We start from the raw sequence: 20,467 nt of genomic DNA, 5'->3' as shown, positions 1-20,467 counted from the left end.
GGAAGGAACATCGATGGAACTCGTTCTGGAGCTGCAGGCCATGGAGACCCCCGAGGTCCTCGACGGCGGTCACGGCGGTCACGGCGGCGGCACGTCGAACCTGAGCCTGCTCGCGGCGTGCGCCCACAGCACGCTCAGCCTCCTGACCTGCTGCTGATCTCGGCTGACCTCCTGCTGATCGGGCGGTTCGCCGGCGAGTAGTGCCGAGGTGAACGGTGCGGGAGCGGCACAGGCCAAGTGCGCCGCTCCCGCACGTTCATTGTGGCTCCGGTTCCGCCACGGCGGTACCTGTCCGAAGGAGTGAGATGCGCGGCCCCGCCGATCGGCTGCTGCTCAAGGTGGCCGGCCTCGACCGCCTCCGCCTGGCGGCCGTCGTGGTCACCGCGCTGGTCGCGACCGCGGCGGGCCTGCTTTTGCCCAGCGCGCTCGCGGGGGCGGTGGACGCCGTGCTCGCCGGCCGCCCTTCCGGCCCCGAGGTCTTCCGGCTGTTCGTGGTCGGCGGAGCGGAGATCGCCGCCGACGTCGTGGGCGGAATCCTGACGACCCGCCTCACCGCGACGGCGTCCGCCTGGCTGCGCCGCACCCTCTCCGACAAGCTGTTCGCACTGGGCGCCCGAACCCGCTTCGCGGAGGGCGACTCGATCAGCCGCCTCACGGGAGATTGCACGGGCGCGGGCGGCATCGTCACGATCGTCGTCCAGTGCGGCTCGATGCTGGTCATCTCGTCGGGCGCCGTCGTTCTGCTCGCCCTGCTGGACTGGCGGCTGGCGCTGGTCTTCCTCGGAAGCATCCCGTTCGCGCTGGTGCTCGCCCGCAGCCACCTCCGCCGCACGGCCGACGACGTCTTGACGTACCAGCAGGTTTCCGGCGAGCTCGCGGCCCGGATGGTCGACGCGGTCGCCGGCCTCAGAACGATCGCCGCGTCCGGCACGGCCGATCGGGAGGCCTCGCGAGTCCTGCGCCCGCTGCCGAAGCTGACGCTCGCCGGCCAGGGCCTGTGGCGCACCCAGGCCCGGATGGTCTGGCGCGCCGGCCTGCTGACCCCGGCGGTCGAGCTTTCGGTGCTGGCCGCCGCCGGCTTCGGGGTGCTGGAAGGCCGGTTGAGCGTCGGCGACGTCGTGGCCACGCTCGGCTACGTCGCCCTCGCCCTCGGCCTGGTCACCCAGATCCCGTTGCTCACGATGCTGTCCCGGGCGCGCGGCTGCGCCGAGCGGCTCGTCGAGGTCCTCGAGGAGCCCGAACCCGCACCCGGCAAGCTCCCCCTCCTCCCCGGCGACGGCACGGTGCAGCTCCGCCACGTCGGGGTCACGGGCGCCCTGGCGGAGATCGACCTGCACATCGACGGCGGCACGTACCTCGCGGTCGTCGGCCGCTCGGGCTCGGGCAAGTCGGTGCTGGCCGAGGTGCTCGGCGGCCTGATCACACCGGACGAGGGGCAAGTCTTCCTCGACGGCCGCCCGCTCGAGCGCATCCGCCCCGAGGAGCTGCGCGCGGTCATCGGCTACGCCTTCGAACGCCCCACCCTGCTCGGCACGACGGTCGCGGACGCGGTCGGCTACGGCTCGTGGGCCGGCGAGTCCGCCATCCGCAGCGCCTGCCGGACAGCGCAGGTCGACGAGGTGGTCGTCCGGCTCCCCGAGGGCTACCGGACGCTCCTGACCGAGACACCCCTGTCCGGCGGCGAGGCCCAGCGCCTCGGGCTCGCGCGGGCGATCGTCCACCACCCACGCGTCCTGATCTTCGACGACGCCACCGCCAGCCTCGACACGGTCACGGAGGCAGCGGTCGAGCGCGCCTTGGCCGACGCGCTGCCGGGACGCACGCGCGTCGTCGTGACCCATCGAGCCGGCACAGCTGCCCGCGCCGACCTGGTGGTCTGGCTGGAGGAGGGCCGCATCCGCGCGGTCGCCCCGCACGCCGCCCTGTGGCGAGAGCCGGGTTATCGCGGTGTCTTCACGGAGGACGACGAGTGAGCCTGCGCCGGTTGTACTGGTCCGCCCTCGCCGCGCAATGGCGCGGCGGTGTGGTGCTGCTGGTGTGTTCGCTGCTGGAAGGCATCCCTGCGTTCTTTTCGGGCCGGCTGGTCGAGCTGTCCGTGGACCGCGGTTTTGCAGCCGGCGCCCCGGCCGCCGGCCTCGGCTGGCTGGCGTTGTTCGGCGTGGCCGCCGTGCTCGGCGCGTTCGGCGCCCGGATGGTCTGGCACCAGCTCGGCACGGTCATCGAACCCCTCCGCGACGCTCTCGTGACGGCGGTCGTCCGCGGCGTCCTCCACGACGACTCCCCACCGCGCAACCGACCCGACTCCAGTGGCGTCGCGCGGATCACCCAGCACGTCGAGGTCGTCCGCGACGCAACCGCCGGCCTGCTCGTCCAGGCCCGCGGCATGCTGGTGACGACGGCGTCCGCCCTCGCCGGCCTCGCGACCGTCGCCGGCGCGCTCGTGCTGCCGGTCGCGGTCCCGGTGGTGTGCGCGCTGGTCGTCTTCGCCTGCCTCCTGCCGTCGCTGGCTCGCCGCCAGCGCGCGCTGGCACTGGCCGACGAGCACACGGCAGCAACAGCCGGCGCCTCGCTGTCTGGCATGCGCGACATCGTGGCTTGCGGCGCGCAGCCGATCGCCGCGCTGGCGATGTACGACGCGGTCGACGCCCAAGCCCGGGCCGCAATCCGCGTGGCGCGCTCGAGCGCCCTTCGAGCGCTGGTGATCTCGCTCGGCGGGTTCGTTCCGCTGCTCCTCGCGCTCGCCCTGGCTCCGGGCCTGGTCGTCAGCGGCGAGCTGACCGCGGGCGCGGCTTTGGGCGCGCTCGTCTACCTGGCCACGACGATGCAACCGGCACTGCGCGGCTTGGCCGCCACGGCCGGCACCGTCGTCCTGCGCCTGCTCGTGGCTCTTCGCCGGTTGGCGGAGACTGCCGAATTGCCCGACGTCGTCGACGGTACGGCGACCCCGCGCGGAACCGACGTCCAGGTGCGCGGCCTGACGTTCAGCTGGGGTGCGTCGGCCGAGCCCGTGGTCCGTGGTCTGGACCTGGGGCTGCGGCCGGGGGAGCACCTCGCCGTCGTCGGGCCGAGTGGCATCGGCAAGTCGACATTGGCCGGCTTGCTCACCGGGATGCTCGCGCCGCAGGAAGGACAGGTGCTGCTGGGCGGCGTCCCGGTCCGGGACGTGCCCGCGGCCGTGCGGCACGAACTCGTGGCGCTGATCCCGCAGGAGGCGTACGTCTTCGCGGGAACGGTGCGGGACAACGTGAGCCTGTTCGCCCCGTCGGCTTCGGACGACGAGCTGTCGTCCGCCGCGGACGCGGTGGGCGCGGGCGCGCTACTGCGGCGCTTGGGCGGCCTCGACGCCGAGATCGGTCACGGCGGCGAAGGCGTCTCCGCGGGCGAAGCGCAGCTGCTCGCGTTGGCCAGGGTGTACGCCAGTTCGGCGCAATTGGTGATCCTCGATGAAGCGACCTCCCATCTCGACCCGGTGGCGGAAGCTCGCGCGGAGCGGGCCTTCGCCGCGCGGGGTGGTGTTCTGGTGGTGATCGCGCACCGGCTTTCTTCGGCTCTGCGCGCGGATCGTGTGCTCGTCGTGGACGGGCGCGAAACCGCGGTGGGCAGCCACGCCGAGCTGGTGGCCAGCTCGGCCAGGTACGCGGAGCTCATGCAGGCCTGGGCGACACCGGTGCCCGACCATGCGGCCACCGGTGCCCGCCCGCCTGCTGGTGCAGGTGGTGAACCGGTGGATGCCTCGACCGGTTCGCCTGGGGGCGGTGGTGTGACCGTTGGCGGGGCGCCTACCGGCAACGGTCACACCACACTGAGTCCCATCGTGGACGGTGGATCCGCTCCCGCCGGCGGGGCGCCTGCCGGCGGCGGTTCCGCGGCCACCGTGGGCCGTCAGCCGGACACGATTCCCGGTGCCACCGGATCGACGCCTAGGTCGCCATCCGTGTCGCGAGCCGCACGTGTCAACTGAGGACTTGTCCACTGTGGACTGATCTCATGTGCCTTCTCAGATTATCGCCGTCGGGAGGCTGGGCAAGCCCTGTGGGAAATCTGTGGACAACTCGCCGATGCTCGAGCTGCCTGTGGATAACTCGAGCTGATTCGCCGGTTCTGTCGGTGCCGTCGGGCATGATCGGAAGTGCCAAAGAACACAGCCCGGAGCGGCACCGGCAGAGAACCTGCAGAGAGAGGAGGTGACCAGCGTGCGGTGCGTGTCAGCCGGGTTGTAGTGCTTCCAGCGCCTCACGCAGCTTGCCCGCGAGCGGTGTCGGTCGGCGCGACTCGCGGTCCACGAAGACGTGCACGAAGTGGCCTTCCGCGACCAGGGTCTCGTCGGCGGCGTACATGCCGATCTCGTAGCGGACGCTGGACTTCCCGAGGTGCGCCACCCGCAAACCCACCCGCAGCGAACCAGGAAAGGAAACCGATGAGTGATAGCCGCAGTGCGACTCGACGCACAGGCCGATCACCTCCCCGGTCTCGATGTCGAGGCCGCCCTGCTCGATCAGCCAGGTGTTGATCACGGTGTCCATCAGGGAGTAATGGACGACGTTGTTGACGTGTCCGTAGACGTCGTTGTCCTTCCAGCGCAGCGGAACCGTCTGCCAGTGGGGGTATCCGCTCACCACAGAGACACCGACTCGCGCAGGATGTCCGAGAGGTCTTCCGCGGAGGCCTCGCGCGGTGCGGTGGCCAGCAGCCGTTGCTGCTTCAGCGTTCCCTCTACCAGCGAGTCCACATCGGACTCCTCGTAGCCGACGGCGCCGATGCCGTCCGGGATGCCGATCTGGCGCATCAGGTCGATCAGCACCGCGGGCAGGTGGTCGGCGAAGTCGCTGGGCCACTCGAAGTCGGGTGCCAGCAGGCGCGCGACGCGCAGGTGGCGGTCCGGGGCCGCGTCGAAGGTGAAGCGGAACGCCGCGGGCGCTGTCAGGGACACGGCCATGCCGTGGGGCACCATGGGTTCTTCGCCTGGATAGCCGTCCGGGTGGAAGTTCCCGACCTGGCCGGCGATCGGGTACGCGTTGGCGTGGGGGATGTGCACGCCGGCGTTGCCGAAGCCGAGTCCGGCGAACGTTGCGGCCAGGGCCATGGCTTCGCGGGCCTTGAGGTCGGAACCGTCGCGGACCGCAGCCGGGAGGGCCCAGGACAGCAGCCGGAGGGACTGCTCGGCGAACATGTCGGCCAGCGGGTTCGCTCCGCAGTACGGCACCCGCTGTTCCGGGCGCTTGCGCTCGAACTCGGTGTACGGCTTCGCGGTGTAGCTCTCCGCGGCGTGGCAGAGGATGTCCATGCCGCTGGCGGCGGTCACTCCCGCGGGTTGGCTGACCGTCAGGCGCGGGTCGACGACGGCGAGGGTGGGGCGCAGCCGCAGGTGGCTGATCCCGCTCTTGACGCGCAGGGACAGCACGTCGAGGACGCAGACTGTGGTGCTCTCGGAGCCCGTGCCGGTCGTGGTCGGTACCGCGACCAGGGGCTTCAGTGGGCGCTCCGGTGCGCGGCCGACGCCGACGGGGGCGTTGACGTAGTCCATCAGGTCGCCGTCGTTGCTGGTGAGCAGGTTCGCCGCTTTGGCGGTGTCGATCGCGGATCCGCCACCTACGGCGACGAAGGCGTCGTACGGGCCGGTTCCGCGGGCGAAGTCAACCGCCTTCTGCATGCTGACATCAGTGGGCTCGACGTGTACGCCGTCGAAGATCTCGGTCTCGATGCCGTAGCCGGCGATGCCGTCGGCGATGCGGCGGGGCCAGCCGGTCGCGGCGACTTGCGGGTCGGTCAGGACGAGCACGCGGTGGGCGCCGTACTGCGTCAGGTCGTAGCCGATCTCGTCGCTGGCGCCGGTTCCGTACTTCAACGCCGGTGCGCCATAGGTAAAAACGGTTTCATGTTCGGTTGCGGCCAAGACTGCGGTCCTCGCTCCCTTGATCGGCTGACAGTCGGTCAAAGCGGACATTCGGCCTATCCTTGCCGGGTTTCGGCGAAGATCACTTGACTGCACTGAACGGTGCCCGCCTAAGCTCTCCTCATTAGATACCAACTGGGAGCGACCGTCGCCCAGACGGCCGTGCGGATCCTGACCGAGGCGCGTGTCCGCCGCGTTTACGCGGTGGTCGGTGAGTCCTTCCTGGAACTGCTCGACGCGCTGCAACGCGAGCGGGAGATCACGCTGGTCTCGGCCCGCCACGACGCGGGTGCGGCGTTCATGGCGGAGGCCGAAGGCAAGCTCACCGAGCGTCCCGCCGTGCTGCTCGCCAGCCGGGGGCCGAGTGCGGCGAGCCTGGCGATCGGCGTCCAAACGGCGTACCAGGACGAGACCCCGATGGTCGTGCTGCTGGAGACGCCGTCGACCGAACCGGTGCCGTCGTCGTCCGGGGAACTCCCGACGTCCGACCTGACGGCGATGTTCGAATCGATCGCCAAGTCGACGCTGCGGGTCACCGACCCGGACAGCCTGCCCAGCCTGCTCGCGCACGCGCTGACGACGTCGCAGGAAGGACGGCCGGGGCCGGTCGTGCTCGGTGTGCCCTGTGACGTCTGGGGGATGCCCTACGACGCGGCGAAGCCGATGGCGCGGGTGCGGCCGCCGGCGTCCGGGACGCTGGGCCGTTCGGCGGACGCCGTCGCGCAACTGGTGGACGAGGCCAAGTACCCCGTGGTCATCGTCGGCGGGCGGGCGCGGTCGGCGCGGGACGAGCTGATCGCCGTGGCCGACGAGCTCGCGCTGCCCGTCTACAACGCCTTCCGGCGGCAGGACGCCTTCCCCGAAAACCACGCCCGCTACGCCGGACACCTGGGGCTCGGCATCCCGGCCCGGCAGCTGGACGCGCTCGAGCGGGCCGACCTCGTGGTCGCGCTCGGCACCCAGCTCGACGAGGTGACCACGCAGGCGTACCGCTACCCGACGCCGCAGCAGACGCTGGTCATGGTCGGGACCGGCATCGATGTCAGCCCGAAGCGACGAGGGCTCACGTTCCGCGTCGACTCGGAGGTCGAGCCGTTCCTGCGGGAGCTGCGGGCGGTGGCGTCGCCGCGGACGCGGCGGGCTTCGGCGGCGAACGCGGCCGTGCACACGTTCATGACCCCGCCCGACACCAGCGGGAACACGCGGGTGCACCCGGTGGACGTCGTCCGGGCGTTGCGGAAGCTGGCGCCCGAGGACACCATCGTGACCAGCGATGCCGGCAACTTCGCGCAGTTCATGCACCGCTACTGGTGCTTCACCGCGCCGCGCAGCCAGCTCGGGCCGAGCAACGCCGCGATGGGCTACGCCGTGCCGGCCGCCGTGGCGGCGAAGCTCACCGAGCCGCGGCGGACCGTCGTGGCCATGGTGGGGGACGCCGGGACGCTGATGACCGGGCAGGAGATCGAAACCGCCGTGCGGTACCGGGCGCCGGTGATGGTCGTCGTCTTCCAGAACGGCGTTCACGGCGCGCTCGCCATGCACCAGGCGCGGATGCACGGGCGGCTGTCCGGGGTGTCGATCCCGCTGACCGACTTCGCCTCTTGGGCGCGTGGACTGGGCGCGGCGGGGTACACCGTGGACGATCGGGAAGAGCTCGAACCGATCATCGCCAGCGCACTGGTGCGGCAGCGGCCGTGTGTCATCGACGTGCGGACGGACCCCGATGTGGTGACTCCGGACGTGCGGCTTTCGTCGTTGCTGGGGCAGGCTCGTCCGCAACCTCCCGCCCAGTAACGGTTTCACTCGGTTTCATTACGGGAAACGCCGGGAAAGTTGTGTGGTAGCACGACGAAGGCTCAGGTAGCCTGACGGTGTTCCGGTGGTGGTTCGCCGCTGAACCTTCCCGGCCGGGTCCCGGCGGGAGACAACCGGTTTCTGTCGGTGCCGCACGGCACCATCACGGTCATGACCCGCGCCGAAGCGGGCAGGGAACGAGGGGAGTTTCGACGTGACCGATCACCAGCACGCATCCGAAGCAGCGCGGAAGTCCTCCGGCGTCGTACCGGTGCTGTTCAGCGCCTCCGCCGAGGCCCACGACGACGCCGTGGTCGCGGACGAGCACGACACGGCCTGGCGTTCGCCGTTCACCACGGAGGGGCTGCGCCCGGCGAGTGGCGAATAGCTCACCTCTCCCGGGTGAAGACCGCTTGTCCGCCCACGTCGAGGTGTGCTTTACTGCTGAAGGTCTCGATTTTTGTGTTCGTGTTGAGTCACGCTCGCAGAACTCAGCGGGCGTAGTGTCTCCTCGCCGAGGAAGCAAACCGTCCGGGTGATGACCCGGGGCGCCGAAGTGGCTTCCTGTTTTTTGGTGTTACACATGGAGATTTTTGATGACTCAGGGCACTGTGAAGTGGTTCAACTCCGAGAAGGGGTTCGGCTTCATCACCCCCGACAACGGTGGCGGCGACGTCTTCGTTCACTACAGCGAGATCCAGGGTAACGGCTTCAAGAGCCTGGAAGAGAACGCTCGCGTCGAGTTCGAGATCGGCCAGGGCCAGAAGGGCCCGCAGGCCACGTCGGTCACCGTGATCTGACTTTGATCTTGGGGAAGGGCCGTCACCCGTTCGGGGTGGCGGCCCTTTTCGTAAGCTGCGCACCATGATCGAGCACGGCTACACCGTCTCCGGCATGAGCTGCGGCCACTGCGCGCAGTCGGTCACCGAAGAACTCACCGGCCTGCCCGGAGTGACCGAAGTGGACGTAGACGTCTCCAGCGACCGCGTCATCGTGCGCGCTGAAGCCGCGCTGGCCGAAGCCGACGTCCGGGGCGCGGTCGAAGAGGCCGGCTACACCTACCAGGGCGTCGTCAGCCTCGTCGGGTAGCGCCCCACGCACGGTGGGATTTCTCCAGGGTGGACTGTCCACTGGAGATCATCGAGGCGCCCGGGTGTCGTTCGACGCCTCCAGGCCACCGCTCAGCACTGCAACGGCCTGCAACCCTTCCTTCCGCGCCATCCGCGGAGTCTGCTGTTCTCCGGTGAAGTGTCTGGAGGTCAGGTGGGCGAAACGGTGGCGGGGATCGTCGCGAATCCGGCTTCGGGGCGGGACATCCGCCGGCTGGTCGCGCAAGCTTCGGTGTTCCCCACCGCGGAGAAGGCGAACATGGTCCAGCGGCTGCTGGCGGCGTTCGCCGCGACCGGGCTCGACCGCGCCCTCGTCTCGACCGATCTCGGCGGGATCTCCGCCGCGGTCCTGCGGGCGCTCGGCCGGGGCGGGAACAGGGGCGGGACCCGGAACGGGGCCTGGCCCGAGGTCGACTTTTGCGAGGACGACCCGCTCACCGGCACCGCGGCCGACACGACCAACGCCGTGCGGCGGATGGTCGAAGCCGGGGCCGGGGTCATCGTCGTCCTCGGCGGGGATGGGACCGCCCGGGTCGCCGCCGCGGCCTGCGAAGACGTGCCGATCCTCGCGCTCTCGACCGGGACCAACAACGCGTTCCCGCAGATGCGGGAAGCGACCGTCGCCGGCCTCGCCGCCGGGCTGATCGCGACCGGGCAGATCGATCCCGACCTCGTCACGCACCGGGTCAGCGTGCTGGAGGTCGTCACGAAGGCACGGCGCGAGATCGCGCTCGTCGACGTCTGCGTGTCGCTGAGCAAGCACATCGGAGCGCGGGCGCTGTGGGACCCGTCGACGCTCACCGAGCTGTACTGCACCTTCGCCGAGCCGGACGGCATCGGCCTCTCGAGCGTTGCCGGGCAGCTCTGCCCCAGCCCGCGGTCCAGCCCGGACGGTGTCGCGCTCCAGCTCGGGCCGGTCGGGGAGACGCCGTACATCGTGCAGGCGCCGATCGCGCCCGGGCTCGTGCGGCCCGTCGGGGTGCGCGGGTGGGGCGTCCTGCGGCCCGGCGTGCGCGTGGAACTGGCCGCGGCCGGCGGGGTCATCGCGCTCGACGGCGAGCGCGAACTCGAACTGAAGAACGGCGAGAGCGCGTTCGTCGAGCTCAAGCCGGACGGGCCGTGGTGCGTCGACGTCCGGGCGGCGATGGCGGAAGCGGCGCGGAAAGGGTTGTTGCGCGCGGAGACCGAGCCGGGGAAGGAGCGTCGAAGATGACGGACACCCTGCGGGAGGCCTACCGCGTGATGCGCACCATCCGGACCTTCGAGGAGCGGGTGCACGAGGAGTTCGCGACCGGCGAAATCCCCGGGTTCGTACCCGGTTACGCCGGTGACGAGGCCTCGGCCGCCGGGGTCTGCCTCCACCTCGACGACCGGGACGCGGTCACCGGCACCCACCGCGGGTACGGCCACTGCATCGCCAAGGGCGTCGACGTCCACGCCATGATGGCCGAGATCTACGGCCGCACGACCGGGTCCTGCCACGGCAAGGGCGGCTCGAGGCACATCGCCGACCTGGCCAAGGGCCTGCTCGGCGCGAACGGCGTCGTCGGCGGTGGCCCGCAGCTCATCTGCGGCACCGCGCTCGCCGCGAAACAGCAGAACACCGGCGGCGTCGGCGTCGCGTTCTTCGGCGACGGCGCCGGCAACCGGGGGACGACGCTGGAGGCGCTGAACCTCGCGTCCGCCTGGAACCTCCCCGCGATCTTCGTCGCGGAGCACGACGGTTACGCCGAAGCGACGTCGAGCGCCTGGTCCGTCGCGTCGGACAACATCGCCGACCGGGCCGCCGGGTTCGGCGTACCGGGGGTGATCGTCGACGGGCTCGACTTCTTCGCCGTCCACGAAGCCGCGGGTGAGGCCGTCGAGCGCGCCCGCGAGGGCGGCGGCCCGACGCTGATCGAGGTCAAGTTCACCGGGCCGAACCCGCGCGCGGGCCTCGACTGCCTCGAGCGGTTCCGCGCCGCCGTCACCGACCGCGGTGAGCTGGGCGAACCGGTCCTCGACGCCATCGACGCCGCGGTCGCGCAGCTCATCGAGGACGCCGTCGCCGCGGCCAGGTCCGCACCGAAACCCAGCCGGGAAGACCTCGAAACCGACGTCTACGTCTCGTACTGAAGGAGCCCTCGTGCGCACGATCAGCTACCGCGAGGCGATCGACGAGGCGCTCGCGCAGGAGATGGCCCGGGACGAGTCGGTGATCGTGCTGGGCCAGGGCGGCGTGGACGACGCCTGGGGCGGGACCCGCGGCGGCACGGCCGACCTGGCCCGCAGGTTCCCCGGCCGGGTGCTCGACACGCCGAGCTCCGAGTCGGCGTTCGTGGGCGCGGCGATCGGTGCCGCGACGCGCGGGCAGCGGCCGGTCGCGGAACTCGTGTTCATCGACTTCACCGGCGTCTGCTTCGACCAGATCTCCAACCAGGCCGCCAAGTTCCGCTACATGTTCGGCGGCGCCGCCCGCACGCCGGTCGTCATCCGCACGGTGTACGGCGCCGGACTGCGGGCCGGCGCGCAGCATTCGCAGTGCCTGTACCCCATCTTCACGCACATCCCCGGGCTGAAGGTCGTCGTGCCGTCGAGCCCGTACGAGGCGAAGGGCCTGCTGGTCCAGTCGATCCGGGACGACGACCCGGTGGTCTTCTGCGAGCACAAGGCGCTCCACGACACCAGCGGCGACGTCCCGGCGGCGAGCTACACGATCCCGTTCGGCGAGGCGAACGTCGTCCGCGACGGCGGCGACGTCACCATCGTCGCGATCGGCCGCATGGTCGCCATGGCCGAAGGGGCGGCGAAGGAGCTCGCCGCCTCCGGGATCGAAGCCGAGGTCATCGACCCGCGCACGACCAGCCCGCTCGACACCCGGACGATCCTGACGAGCGTCGAGAAGACCGGACGGCTGGTCGTCGTCGACGAGGCGTCGCCGCGGTGCAACCTCGCCACGGACATCTCGGCGCTCGTCGCGAAGGAGGCGTTCGGCTCGCTGCGGGCGCCGATCGAGATGGTGACGCCGCCGCACACGCCCGTGCCGTTCTCCGACGCGCTCGAGGACCTCTACATCCCGGACGCGCAGAAGGTCCTCAACGCGGCGAAGGCGGTCGTCGGGTACCGGCGCTGAGCCGGGCGCCCGGGTAGCTCCGGGCCCGAAAAGGCGAGATCGTCGCCACCTTCCGATCACCGGATCGAAAAGGCAGACTGAGGAGGCAGAGCGCAAGGAGTGGCGGTTGGGTCAGCGAGACCTCGAGGCAGCGTTGCCGGCCGGGGCGGACCCCCGGCGGCACGCGCGTGTCCTCTCGCAGGTGCACGAGGCGGCCCTGGCCGGAACAGCCCTGCCCAGCCGCCCGCGCGCGGTCATCGGCGCGTCCTGGCAGCGGATGCGCCGGCTCGGCGTCGACCCGGACGGCCGCGCTTCCGCGCCCGTCCTGACCGCCGGGCAGCTCGAAGCCCGGCGCCGCGCGAGCGGGCTGGCCGATGCGCTGCCGACCCTGCGCGGCGGCCTGCTCACCCTCGCCGAACAGGCCGCGCACATCATGGTGATCGTCGACGCGGTCGGCACGGTGCTCTGGCGCGACGGCAGCGCCGCGGTCCGCCGCCACGCCGACGCGCTCGGGTTCGTCGAAGGCGTCGACTGGCAGGAAGAGTCCGTCGGCACCAACGCGATCGGCACCGCGCTGGTCGCGCGCCGCCCGGTGCAGGTCTACTCCGCCGAGCACTACGTCCGCGCCCAGCACTCCTGGACGTGCGCCGCCGCGCCGCTGCACGACCCGCGCGATGGCAAGCTGCTCGGCATCGTCGACCTCTCCGGCCCGGCCTCGACCGTCCACGCCACGACGTTGGCGCTGGTGGACGCCGTGACGCGGCTCGCGCAGGCGCAGCTGCGCACCACCCACCTCACCGAGCTGGAACGGCTTCGCGGCTTCGCCGTCCCGGTGCTCGGCAAGGTCGGCGGGCCGGCCGTGGTGGCCGACGAGCACGGCTGGGTCGCCGCGGCCGCCGGCCTCGCGCCGGTCGACCGGATCGCGTTGCCCGCCGGCCTCAAGCCCGGCCGCGTCTGGCTGCCCGCGTACGGCAACTGCGTCGTCGAGCCGGTGCCCGGCGGCTGGCTGATCCGCCCGGCCGACGACGAGGCCGCGCCGCCCACGCGGGTCGTGCTCGACGTCCGGTCACCGCGCGAGCCCGAGCTGACCGTGGCCGGCGCGGCCGGCACCTGGACGCACCGGCTCAGCCCGCGCCACGCCGAGATGCTGTACGTGCTGGCCAGCCACCGCGACGGCCGCTCGGCCTCCGAGCTGTCGGCCGACCTCTTCGGCGACGCCGGCCGCACGGTCACCGTCCGCGCCGAGATGTCCCGGCTGCGACGCCACTTCGGCGGCATCCTCGGCGCGAAGCCCTACCGCTTCGCCGACGACGTCGAGGTGCTGGTCCAGCGGCCGCCCAGCCCCGAAGCCGTGCTCCCGCACTCCCTGGCCCCGGCGATCCGCGGCTGACCCGGGAAAGATGGGGGCGTGCCGAAACGTCCCCTGCTGCCCGACACCATCGCGCCCAGCTGGCTCGTGGTGCAGCTGCTCGGCACGCTCTTCTTCGCCGCGACGCTGCTCACCGCCCGCGAGCCGGACCCGCTGATCTGGGCCGCTTACGGCGTCGCGAGCGCCTGCTGGCTCGGCTTCGTCGTCCTCGCGTCGCGGCTGCCGAGGACGGCGGCCGCACTGCTCGCCGTCGCGAGCGCGCTGCCGGCGGCGCTCGTCGGCCGGGCCGCGGACTCTTCGGCGATCCTGCTGTCCGCCATCGCGCTCGGCAGGCTCGCGACGCTGACCGCGGTCGGCGTCGGCGTGATCGTCGGGATCGGCCTGCTGGACCTCGCGCTCGCGGTGACGTCGCACCTCCTCAGCGGGCAGAGCGTCGTCGACGCGGCCGTGCTGGTGCTGCTCGTCCTCGTCGGGCTCAACCGCCGCCAGTACGAGATCCAGGCGACGCAGGCCGAGGCGCTGCTCGAGCAGACCCGGCTCGCGCAGGCCGAACACGCGCGCGCCGCCGCGCTCGACGAACGCACCCGGATCGCCCGCGAACTCCACGACGTCCTCGCGCATTCGCTGGGGGCACTGGGAGTCCAGCTCGAACTCGCCGAGGCGCTGCTCGAAGAAAAGTCCGATGTGGACGGTGCACTGCGGTCGGTCAAGCGGTCGCGACGGCTCGCCGCCGACGGGCTCGCCGAAGCGCGGGACGCCGTCGCCGCGCTCAGGAGGGACGTCCTGCCGCTCGCCGACGTGCTCGCCGCGGCCGCCGCCGCGCACGCCCGCGACCACGGCGTCAGCGTCGCTTTCGGCGCAGACGGCGAGCCGCGGCCGCTGCCGTCCGCGGTGGTCGTCGCGCTCGCCGGCACCGCGCGGGAAGCGCTGACGAACGCGGGCAAGCACGCGCCGGGCGAGGACGTCCGGGTGCGGTTGAGCTACGCGCCCGACGTCGTCCGGCTGGACGTCCGCAACACTCTCGGCATCACTCGAACAGGTGAAGGTTTCGGGTTGGCGGGCATGCGGGAGCGCGTCGCCCTCGCCGGTGGCACGGTGACGTCGGGTCCGGAAGGCGGTGACTGGCGGGTGACCGCCGAGATCACGTGCTGATGACAGCGGGCGGTGCCGATACCCGCGCGCCGGGCGGACCGGCTACCTTCTGCGAGTAACGGTTTTGGGGAGGAATCGGGGATGACCAGCACTGCGACGGCCCCGGGTCCGACGGCGCCCGCGCCGGGACCCCCGCCGCCGCCACCGGACGGCGGTGACCGCGCAGGCAGCCGCAGCGGCCTGCTGGGACTCCTGGACCTGCCGGGACAGGGCGTCCGCGCGATCATCCGGTCCGCCGCGACGACCCCCGGCCGCCTCACCGTCATCGCCGTCGGGCTGGTGCTGCTGTCGCTGCTCGCCGGGCTGGTCGCGACGCTGTCGGTGCAGGACCGCGACAACACCATCACCGGCGTCATCGACCACCGCGAACCCCTCGCCGCCGCGGCGCAGCAGGTCTACCGCTCGCTTTCGGACGCCGACGCGACCGCCGCCAGCGCGTTCCTCTCCATCGGCACCGAACCGCCGGAGCTCCGCCAGCGCTACGAGCGCGACATCGCCGAAGCCGGCGCCGCGCTCGCGAAGGCCGCCTCCGACGCCGCCGACGTCGCCGACGCGGCCGCCCCGGTCGACGTCCTCAACCAGTCGCTGCCCGCCTACACCGGGCTCGTCGAGACGGCTCGCACGAACAACCGCCTCGGCTACCCGGTCGGCGCCTCCTACCTGCGCGAAGCCTCCGAGCTGATGCGGGCGAAGATCCTGCCCGCCGCCCAGGACCTCTACCGCGTCGACACCGAGCGCCTGATCGACGAGCAGGACAGCGCGACCGGGTTCCCGTGGCTCGCCACGATCCTGGTGATCGCGCTGCTGGCCGCGCTCATCGCCGCGCAGGTCTACCTGACCAAGCGCACCAACCGGCTGCTCAACGTCGGGCTCGTCGTCGCGACGGCCGCCGTCGTGGTCTCGCTGCTGTGGGGCGCGGTCGCGCTGGTCGTGCAGGGCAGCCTGGTCGGCAGCGGTCAGGCCGACGGCTCGCACCGCGTCGACGTGCTGGTCCGCGCGCGCATCGCCGCGCTGCAGGCCCGTGCCGACGAAACGCTCACCCTGGTCGCGCGCGGCGACGGCGCCGCGTACGAGAACGACTTCGGCACCAACGCGGCCCAGCTGGTCGGCCCGGACGGCCAGGGCGGCCTGCTCGGCGAAGCCCGCGGCCTCATCCAGGACGGCGAAGGAGCGACGAAGGTCGCCGACGCGACGAAGGCCGCGAATGACTGGTTGAAGGCGCACAAGGAAGTCCGCGCCCAGGACGACGCCGGCCAGTACCAGGAAGCCGTCGACTTCGCCGTGCTGGAGGACAAGACCGACGGCTCGGCCCCGGCGTTCCGGCGGCTCGACGACAGCCTCCAGGCCGCCATCGACGTCGGCAGGCAGGAATTCCTCGACGACACCCACAACGGCGACCGCGCGCTGACGCTGCTGGCCCCCGGCCTGGCCGTGCTCGCGGTCGTCGCCGCGGCGGGTGTCACCATGGGAATCCGGGAGCGACTGAGGGAGTACCGGTGAGCAGGCGGGGGAACACGATCCGGGCGGGTGTGCTGGCGGTCGTCGCGTTGCTGGCGGCGTCCTGCGGCAGCCCCGGGAAACCGGTCGACCCGGCCCCGGTCGGCAACGCGGCCTGGCCGCAGCCCGCGCACGTGGGCGGCCCGGACGCGGCCGCCGGCGGCGGCAGCGACACCAGCTGCAACCCGCTGGCCAGCCTGCAGCCCGACAAGGGCACATCGGTCTTCGACGGCTCGACCATGGCGAAGATCAAGGAACGCGGCAAGCTCATCGCCGGCGTCGACCAGACCACCTACCTGTTCGGCTTCCGCAACCCCACCTCGGGCAACCTCGAGGGCTTCGACATCGACCTCGTCAACGAGATCGCCCGCTCGATCTTCGGCGCGCCCGAAGGCCGCGTCCAGTTCCGCGCGATCACGTCGTCGCAGCGCCAGGACGTCCTGACGAAGCACCAGGTCGACATCGTCGTCCGCACCTACAGCATCACCTGCGCGCGCAAGAAGGACGTCCAGTTCTCGTCCGTCTACTACGTCGCCGGGCAGCGGCTGCTGGTGACGAAGGAGTCGAAGGCGACGAAGCTGGCCGACCTGAGCGGCAAGAAGGTCTGCGCGGCGAAGAAGTCGACGTCGCTGGCGAAGATCGCGACGGACCCGGCCAAGCCGCAGGCGGTCTCGGTCGACAACTGGTCGGACTGCCTGGTGATGCTCCAGCAGGGGCAGGTCGACGCGGTGTCGACCGACGACACCATCCTCGCCGGGATGGCCGCGCAGGACCCGACGCTGCAGGTCGTCGGCGACCAGTTCACGCAGGAGAACTACGGCATCGGCGTGCCGAAGGACAACGAGGACATGGTCAAGTTCGTCAACGCCGTGCTCGAGAACATCCGCAACAGCGGCGCCTGGCAGAACAGCTACCGCCACTGGGTCGAGTCGTCGCTGGGGCCGGCTTCGCCGCCGCAGGCGCAGTACCAGTGAGCGGACCGCGACTAGGATCGGTTCCCGCACGTCGCCGGGGATCTGGGAGGTAGCAGTGTCGGAGGAGCCGCGCCGTCCTCGGCACGCCGCACCGGACGACGAGCCGCAGCCGGCCACGCCGGGCAGCAGCTGGCAACCGCCGCCACCCGTGCGGTGGGAGACGCCGGAGCCGTCCATCTCCGGCCGCCTCGACGACGGCGAGCCACCCCGGGCCGTGCCGTCACGCGGTGCGCCGCCGCGGGGGGAAGAGACCGTCTTCCACGCCCCCGTGCGCCGTCCGCCGACGCCGCCGCGCGGCGCGCCGATCCCGGGCGCGGACGACCCGACCAAGCCGCCCGGCAGCATGAACCCCGTCCTGCCACCGGTCCAGCCGGTCGCGACGCAGGCCGTCCGCCCGCCGCAGCCCGACGAGCCGCAGCTGACGAGCGTGCTCGCGGCCCCGGCGCCGGAAACCCAGAGCATCATGCCGCCGGTGCCGCGGCCGGACACCGGTCCCGGCACGCCGCTGCCGGACCCGGGCACCGAAAGCGTGCTGCCCGAACGCAGCAGCGAAGGACGGCACACCGGCACCGGAACCGGTACGGGCAGCGGCTCGGACTCCCGGTCCGGCTCGTTCCCCGGCACTTCGCGGCGGACGTCGTCGCGGACGTCGCGGTCGCGCCGCGGCCGGCTCGGCGCCGGGCTGGTCGAAGTCCCGCCGGTGCCCGCGCGCGACCCCGCGTCGGCGGTCCTGACGAACCCGGTGGTGTCGGAGGAAAAGCGCTTCTGCGGCAACTGCAGCGCGAAGGTCGGCCGCGGCAAGGACGGCCAACCCGGTGCCCCGGAAGGGAAGTGCGAGAACTGCGCGACACCGTTCTCCTTCCTGCCGAAGCTGCAGCCGCACGAACTCGTCGGCGGCCAGTACGAAGTGCTCGGCGCGATCGCCTACGGCGGGCTCGGCTGGATCTACCTGGCGCAGGACCACAACGTCAGCGACCGCTGGGTCGTCCTCAAAGGACTGATCGACACCGGTGACGCGACAGCGATGGCGGCCGCGGCCAACGAGCAGCGGTTCCTCGCCGAGGTCGAGCACCCGAACATCGTCAAGATCCACAACTTCGTGCAGCACCCGGACGCGCACAGCGGCACGACCGTCGGCTACATCGTGATGGAGTACATCGGCGGCCAGTCGCTGCGCCAGCTCGCGCTGGCGCACCACCGCGAAAGCCGGCGCCCGGAGCCGCTGCCGATCGGCCAGGTCCTCGCGTATGGGCTCGAGATCCTGCCCGCCATGGGGTACTTGCACAGCCAGGGCCTGCTCTACTGCGACCTCAAGCCGGACAACGTCATCCAGACCAACGAGCAGCTCAAGCTGATCGACCTGGGCGCGGTCCGCCGCACCGACGACTACGAGAGCCCGCTGTTCTTCACCACCGGCTACAGCGCGCCGGAACTGCCGACGCAGGGCGCGTCGATCGCGTCGGACCTGTTCACCGTCGGGCGCACGCTCGCCGTGCTGAGCTTCGAGTTCACCGGCTACACCACCAAGTTCAAGACGACGCTGCCCGGCCCGGACGCGGTCCCGCTGTTCGCGCTCTTCGGTTCCTACCACCGGTTCCTGCGCCGCGCGACGCACGCCGACCCGGACCGGCGCTTCCTCTCCGCCGAGGAAATGGCCGACCAGCTCACCGGCGTGCTGCGCGAGATCATGGCGCTCGGCACCGGCAAGCCGCGGCCCGGCGCGTCCACCGTGTTCGGCCCGGAGATCCGCACGTTCGGCGTCCAGCTGGTCGTGCCGGAGGCCGGCGCCAGCGTGCCGCTGCCCGGCGCCGACGAGGTCGTCGCCGGCCTGCCGATCCCGCAGGTCGACACGGACGACCCGGCCGCCGGCGTGCTCGCCACGACCACCACCCTCGAACCGCGCGGGGCCATCGAGGCCCTCTCCGGCGCGCCGCGCGAGTCCATCGAGGTCCGGCTGCGGATCGTGCGGGCCCGGATCGAGCTGGGCGAGCTCGCCGAGGCGCAGCGGCAGCTGCAGGCCGCGCAGTACCTGGCGATCAAGAACGGCTTCCCGCACGACTGGCGCATCGACTGGTACCGCGGCCTGATCGAGCTGGCCGGCGGCCGGTCGCGGGTCGCGCACGTCGCGTTCGAAGCGGTGTACGACGACCTGCCCGGCGAGGCCGCGCCGAAGCTCGCGCTCGGCGTCAGCGCCGAGGGCGTCGGCGACTACTTCGCCGCCGCGCGGTTCTACGAACTGGTCTGGCGCACCGACCGCACCTACGTCAGCGCCGCCTTCGGCCTCGCCCGCGTGTACCTGGCGCAGGGGGCGCGCTCCAGCGCGGTCGAGGTGCTCGAGACCGTGCCGCCGTCGTCCACCCACTACGTCGACGCGCAGGTCGCGGCGATCAAGATCAAGACGTCGGTGACCAAGGCCAAGGGCCGCGAGACCCCGGTCACCGAGCACGACCTGCTCGACGCGTCGAGCAGGCTCGAACGGCTCCGCCTGGACGTCGAGCGCCGCACCCGGCTCAGCGCGGACGTGCTCGAAGCCGCGTACGAATGGCTCAAGAACGGGCGGCCGACGCCGGGGGCGCGGGTGCTCGGGTGCGCGATGGAGGAGCGCGAGCTGCGGTTCGGCCTCGAGCGCTGCTACCGGGCGCTGGCGCGGCTGGCGAGCACGGTCGAGCAGCGCGTCGAGCTGGTCGACCGCGCCAACGCGATCCGGCCCCGGACCCTCACCTGACCGCAGCTTTCCCAGGGAAAGCTGCGCCGGCCCCCGGACCTGGCCGGAACTTTCATAGGGAAAGTGACGTCAGGGGTTGATCTCCCAGTCGCCCTCTTCGCGGGCGCGCTGGTTCTTCGCGTGCTGCTCGGCCAGCTTCTCCAGCGCCTGCGGGTCGCCGTGGGTGCTGAAGTGCTCGAAGCCGACGACGACGAACAGCGCGCGGGCGCTGACCGCGATCTGGCCGTCTTCGGCGTCGAGGCGGCCGTCCGCGCTGACGTAGATCTTGCGGCCGGCGACACCGTCCAGCCGGGTCTCGATGAACAGCGTCGTCCCGACCGGCACCGGGCGGCGGAAATCCGTCTCGAGCTTGCCGGTGACCGCCGGGCGGCGCATCAGGTTGCCGACCGCCGAGCCGAGCGCCTCGTCGAACGCGCAGGCCAGCAGGCCGCCGTGGGCGAGCCCGGGCGCGCCCTGGTGGGCCGCGGTGACGGTGAACCGCGAGCGCACGACCTGGCCCTCGCCGACCGTCGAGCGCAGGTGCAGCCCGGCGTCGGCCTCGTCACCGCACCCGAAGCACTCCGCGAAGTGCACGCCGAGCTCGGTGCCCGGCGCCGGCGCCTTCGGGTGCGGGACCGCGGGCTCCACAGCCACCGGCGGCCACGGTTGAGAAACACGACTCATGCGCTGACGTTAACCGGCGGGTAGGCCGGCGCCGTACCCGACCCGGGCCGGGTACCGGGGGCCTACATCTCTCAGTAGCCGGAAAGTTCCCCACCGTAGAAGATTGATGGCTCAGACTGCCGACCTGCGGGACCCGGTCAAGACTGGTCGGATGAGCTCGAACGGCCCAATGGGCACTGCGCGGAGGAGGTCGTCGCCGG

Annotated in this window: 18 protein-coding genes; 15 read left to right on the top strand and 3 right to left on the bottom strand. The window is 71.9% G+C overall.

The window, feature by feature from the left end; translation table 11 throughout:
• The first annotated feature begins 13 nt into the window (after positions 1-13).
• From MUY14_RS34840 to MUY14_RS34830, 3 genes are all read left to right on the top strand, one after another.
• Positions 14-157, top strand: coding sequence for a SapB/AmfS family lanthipeptide (locus MUY14_RS34840; RefSeq protein ID WP_247015618.1), 144 nt, complete (start codon positions 14-16; stop codon positions 155-157).
• 148 nt (positions 158-305) lie between these two features.
• The gene (locus tag MUY14_RS34835; protein WP_247015616.1) at positions 306-1,973 is read left to right on the top strand and encodes an ABC transporter ATP-binding protein; all 1,668 of its coding nucleotides are present in this window, start codon (positions 306-308) and stop codon (positions 1,971-1,973) included.
• Positions 1,970-3,961: an ABC transporter ATP-binding protein gene (locus MUY14_RS34830; protein WP_247015614.1), complete on the top strand. Its 1,992-nt coding sequence runs from the start codon at positions 1,970-1,972 to the stop codon at positions 3,959-3,961. The genes MUY14_RS34835 and MUY14_RS34830 overlap by 4 nt, the downstream gene beginning before the upstream one ends.
• Positions 3,962-4,205: 244 nt before the next feature.
• Here the strand turns inward: MUY14_RS34830 and MUY14_RS34825 are convergent, their stop codons facing one another.
• A complete protein-coding gene (locus MUY14_RS34825) occupies positions 4,206-4,619 on the bottom strand; it encodes an acyl-CoA thioesterase (RefSeq protein WP_396126607.1) in 414 nt (137 codons plus the stop codon).
• On the bottom strand, positions 4,613-5,893 hold the full coding sequence (locus MUY14_RS34820; protein WP_247015610.1) for a hydroxyacid-oxoacid transhydrogenase: 1,281 nt from the start codon (positions 5,891-5,893) through the stop codon (positions 4,613-4,615). The genes MUY14_RS34825 and MUY14_RS34820 overlap by 7 nt, the downstream gene beginning before the upstream one ends.
• A 135-nt stretch (positions 5,894-6,028) precedes the next feature.
• On the opposite strand from MUY14_RS34820, the gene MUY14_RS34815 reads away from it, so the two are divergent.
• The 12 genes from MUY14_RS34815 to MUY14_RS34760 all read left to right on the top strand — a co-directional run bounded on the left by MUY14_RS34815 (position 6,029) and on the right by MUY14_RS34760 (position 19,604).
• Positions 6,029-7,687: a thiamine pyrophosphate-binding protein gene (locus tag MUY14_RS34815; RefSeq protein ID WP_281506342.1), complete on the top strand. Its 1,659-nt coding sequence runs from the start codon at positions 6,029-6,031 to the stop codon at positions 7,685-7,687.
• Between the two features lie 214 nt (positions 7,688-7,901).
• Positions 7,902-8,075 (top strand): hypothetical protein, encoded by a 174-nt coding sequence (locus MUY14_RS34810; protein ID WP_247015606.1) that lies wholly within the window; start codon positions 7,902-7,904, stop codon positions 8,073-8,075.
• 208 nt (positions 8,076-8,283) lie between these two features.
• Entirely contained in the window at positions 8,284-8,487 is a 204-nt protein-coding gene (locus MUY14_RS34805) for a cold-shock protein (RefSeq protein WP_013222289.1), read from the top strand.
• 64 nt (positions 8,488-8,551) lie between these two features.
• A complete protein-coding gene (locus MUY14_RS34800) occupies positions 8,552-8,776 on the top strand; it encodes a heavy-metal-associated domain-containing protein (protein ID WP_247015604.1) in 225 nt (74 codons plus the stop codon).
• A gap of 174 nt (positions 8,777-8,950) precedes the next feature.
• Complete coding sequence (locus MUY14_RS34795; RefSeq protein ID WP_247015603.1) at positions 8,951-10,009, top strand: ATP-NAD kinase family protein; 1,059 nt, start codon at positions 8,951-8,953, stop codon at positions 10,007-10,009.
• Positions 10,006-10,911: a thiamine pyrophosphate-dependent dehydrogenase E1 component subunit alpha gene (locus MUY14_RS34790; RefSeq protein WP_247015601.1), complete on the top strand. Its 906-nt coding sequence runs from the start codon at positions 10,006-10,008 to the stop codon at positions 10,909-10,911. Before MUY14_RS34795 ends, MUY14_RS34790 begins: the two co-directional genes overlap by 4 nt.
• Before the next feature lie 10 nt (positions 10,912-10,921).
• The gene (locus MUY14_RS34785; RefSeq protein WP_281506204.1) at positions 10,922-11,908 is read left to right on the top strand and encodes an alpha-ketoacid dehydrogenase subunit beta; all 987 of its coding nucleotides are present in this window, start codon (positions 10,922-10,924) and stop codon (positions 11,906-11,908) included.
• Positions 11,909-12,014: 106 nt separating this feature from the next.
• Positions 12,015-13,277 carry a helix-turn-helix domain-containing protein gene (locus tag MUY14_RS34780; RefSeq protein WP_247015599.1) on the top strand — a complete coding sequence of 421 codons (1,263 nt, stop codon included), beginning with the start codon at positions 12,015-12,017 and terminating at the stop codon, positions 13,275-13,277.
• Positions 13,278-13,295: 18 nt separating this feature from the next.
• Positions 13,296-14,408 (top strand): sensor histidine kinase, encoded by a 1,113-nt coding sequence (locus MUY14_RS34775; protein ID WP_247015597.1) that lies wholly within the window; start codon positions 13,296-13,298, stop codon positions 14,406-14,408.
• An 81-nt stretch (positions 14,409-14,489) separates the two neighbouring features.
• Positions 14,490-15,908, top strand: coding sequence for a hypothetical protein (locus MUY14_RS34770; RefSeq protein ID WP_247015595.1), 1,419 nt, complete (start codon positions 14,490-14,492; stop codon positions 15,906-15,908).
• Entirely contained in the window at positions 15,905-16,879 is a 975-nt protein-coding gene (locus MUY14_RS34765) for a glutamate ABC transporter substrate-binding protein (protein WP_247015593.1), read from the top strand. The genes MUY14_RS34770 and MUY14_RS34765 overlap by 4 nt, the downstream gene beginning before the upstream one ends.
• 55 nt (positions 16,880-16,934) lie before the next feature.
• Entirely contained in the window at positions 16,935-19,604 is a 2,670-nt protein-coding gene (locus tag MUY14_RS34760) for a serine/threonine-protein kinase (RefSeq protein WP_247015591.1), read from the top strand.
• A gap of 69 nt (positions 19,605-19,673) precedes the next feature.
• Here the strand turns inward: MUY14_RS34760 and MUY14_RS34755 are convergent, their stop codons facing one another.
• A complete protein-coding gene (locus tag MUY14_RS34755; RefSeq protein ID WP_247015589.1) occupies positions 19,674-20,267 on the bottom strand; it encodes a PaaI family thioesterase in 594 nt (197 codons plus the stop codon).
• Positions 20,268-20,467 lie beyond the last annotated feature (200 nt).

The sequence above is a fragment of the Amycolatopsis sp. FBCC-B4732 genome, assembly GCF_023008405.1.
In the GTDB taxonomy this organism is placed as follows: Bacteria; Actinomycetota; Actinomycetes; order Mycobacteriales; family Pseudonocardiaceae; genus Amycolatopsis; species Amycolatopsis pretoriensis_A.
The sequence above is the reverse complement of the archived record's forward strand: the minus strand, read 5'-3'. Positions and strand labels throughout refer to the sequence as shown.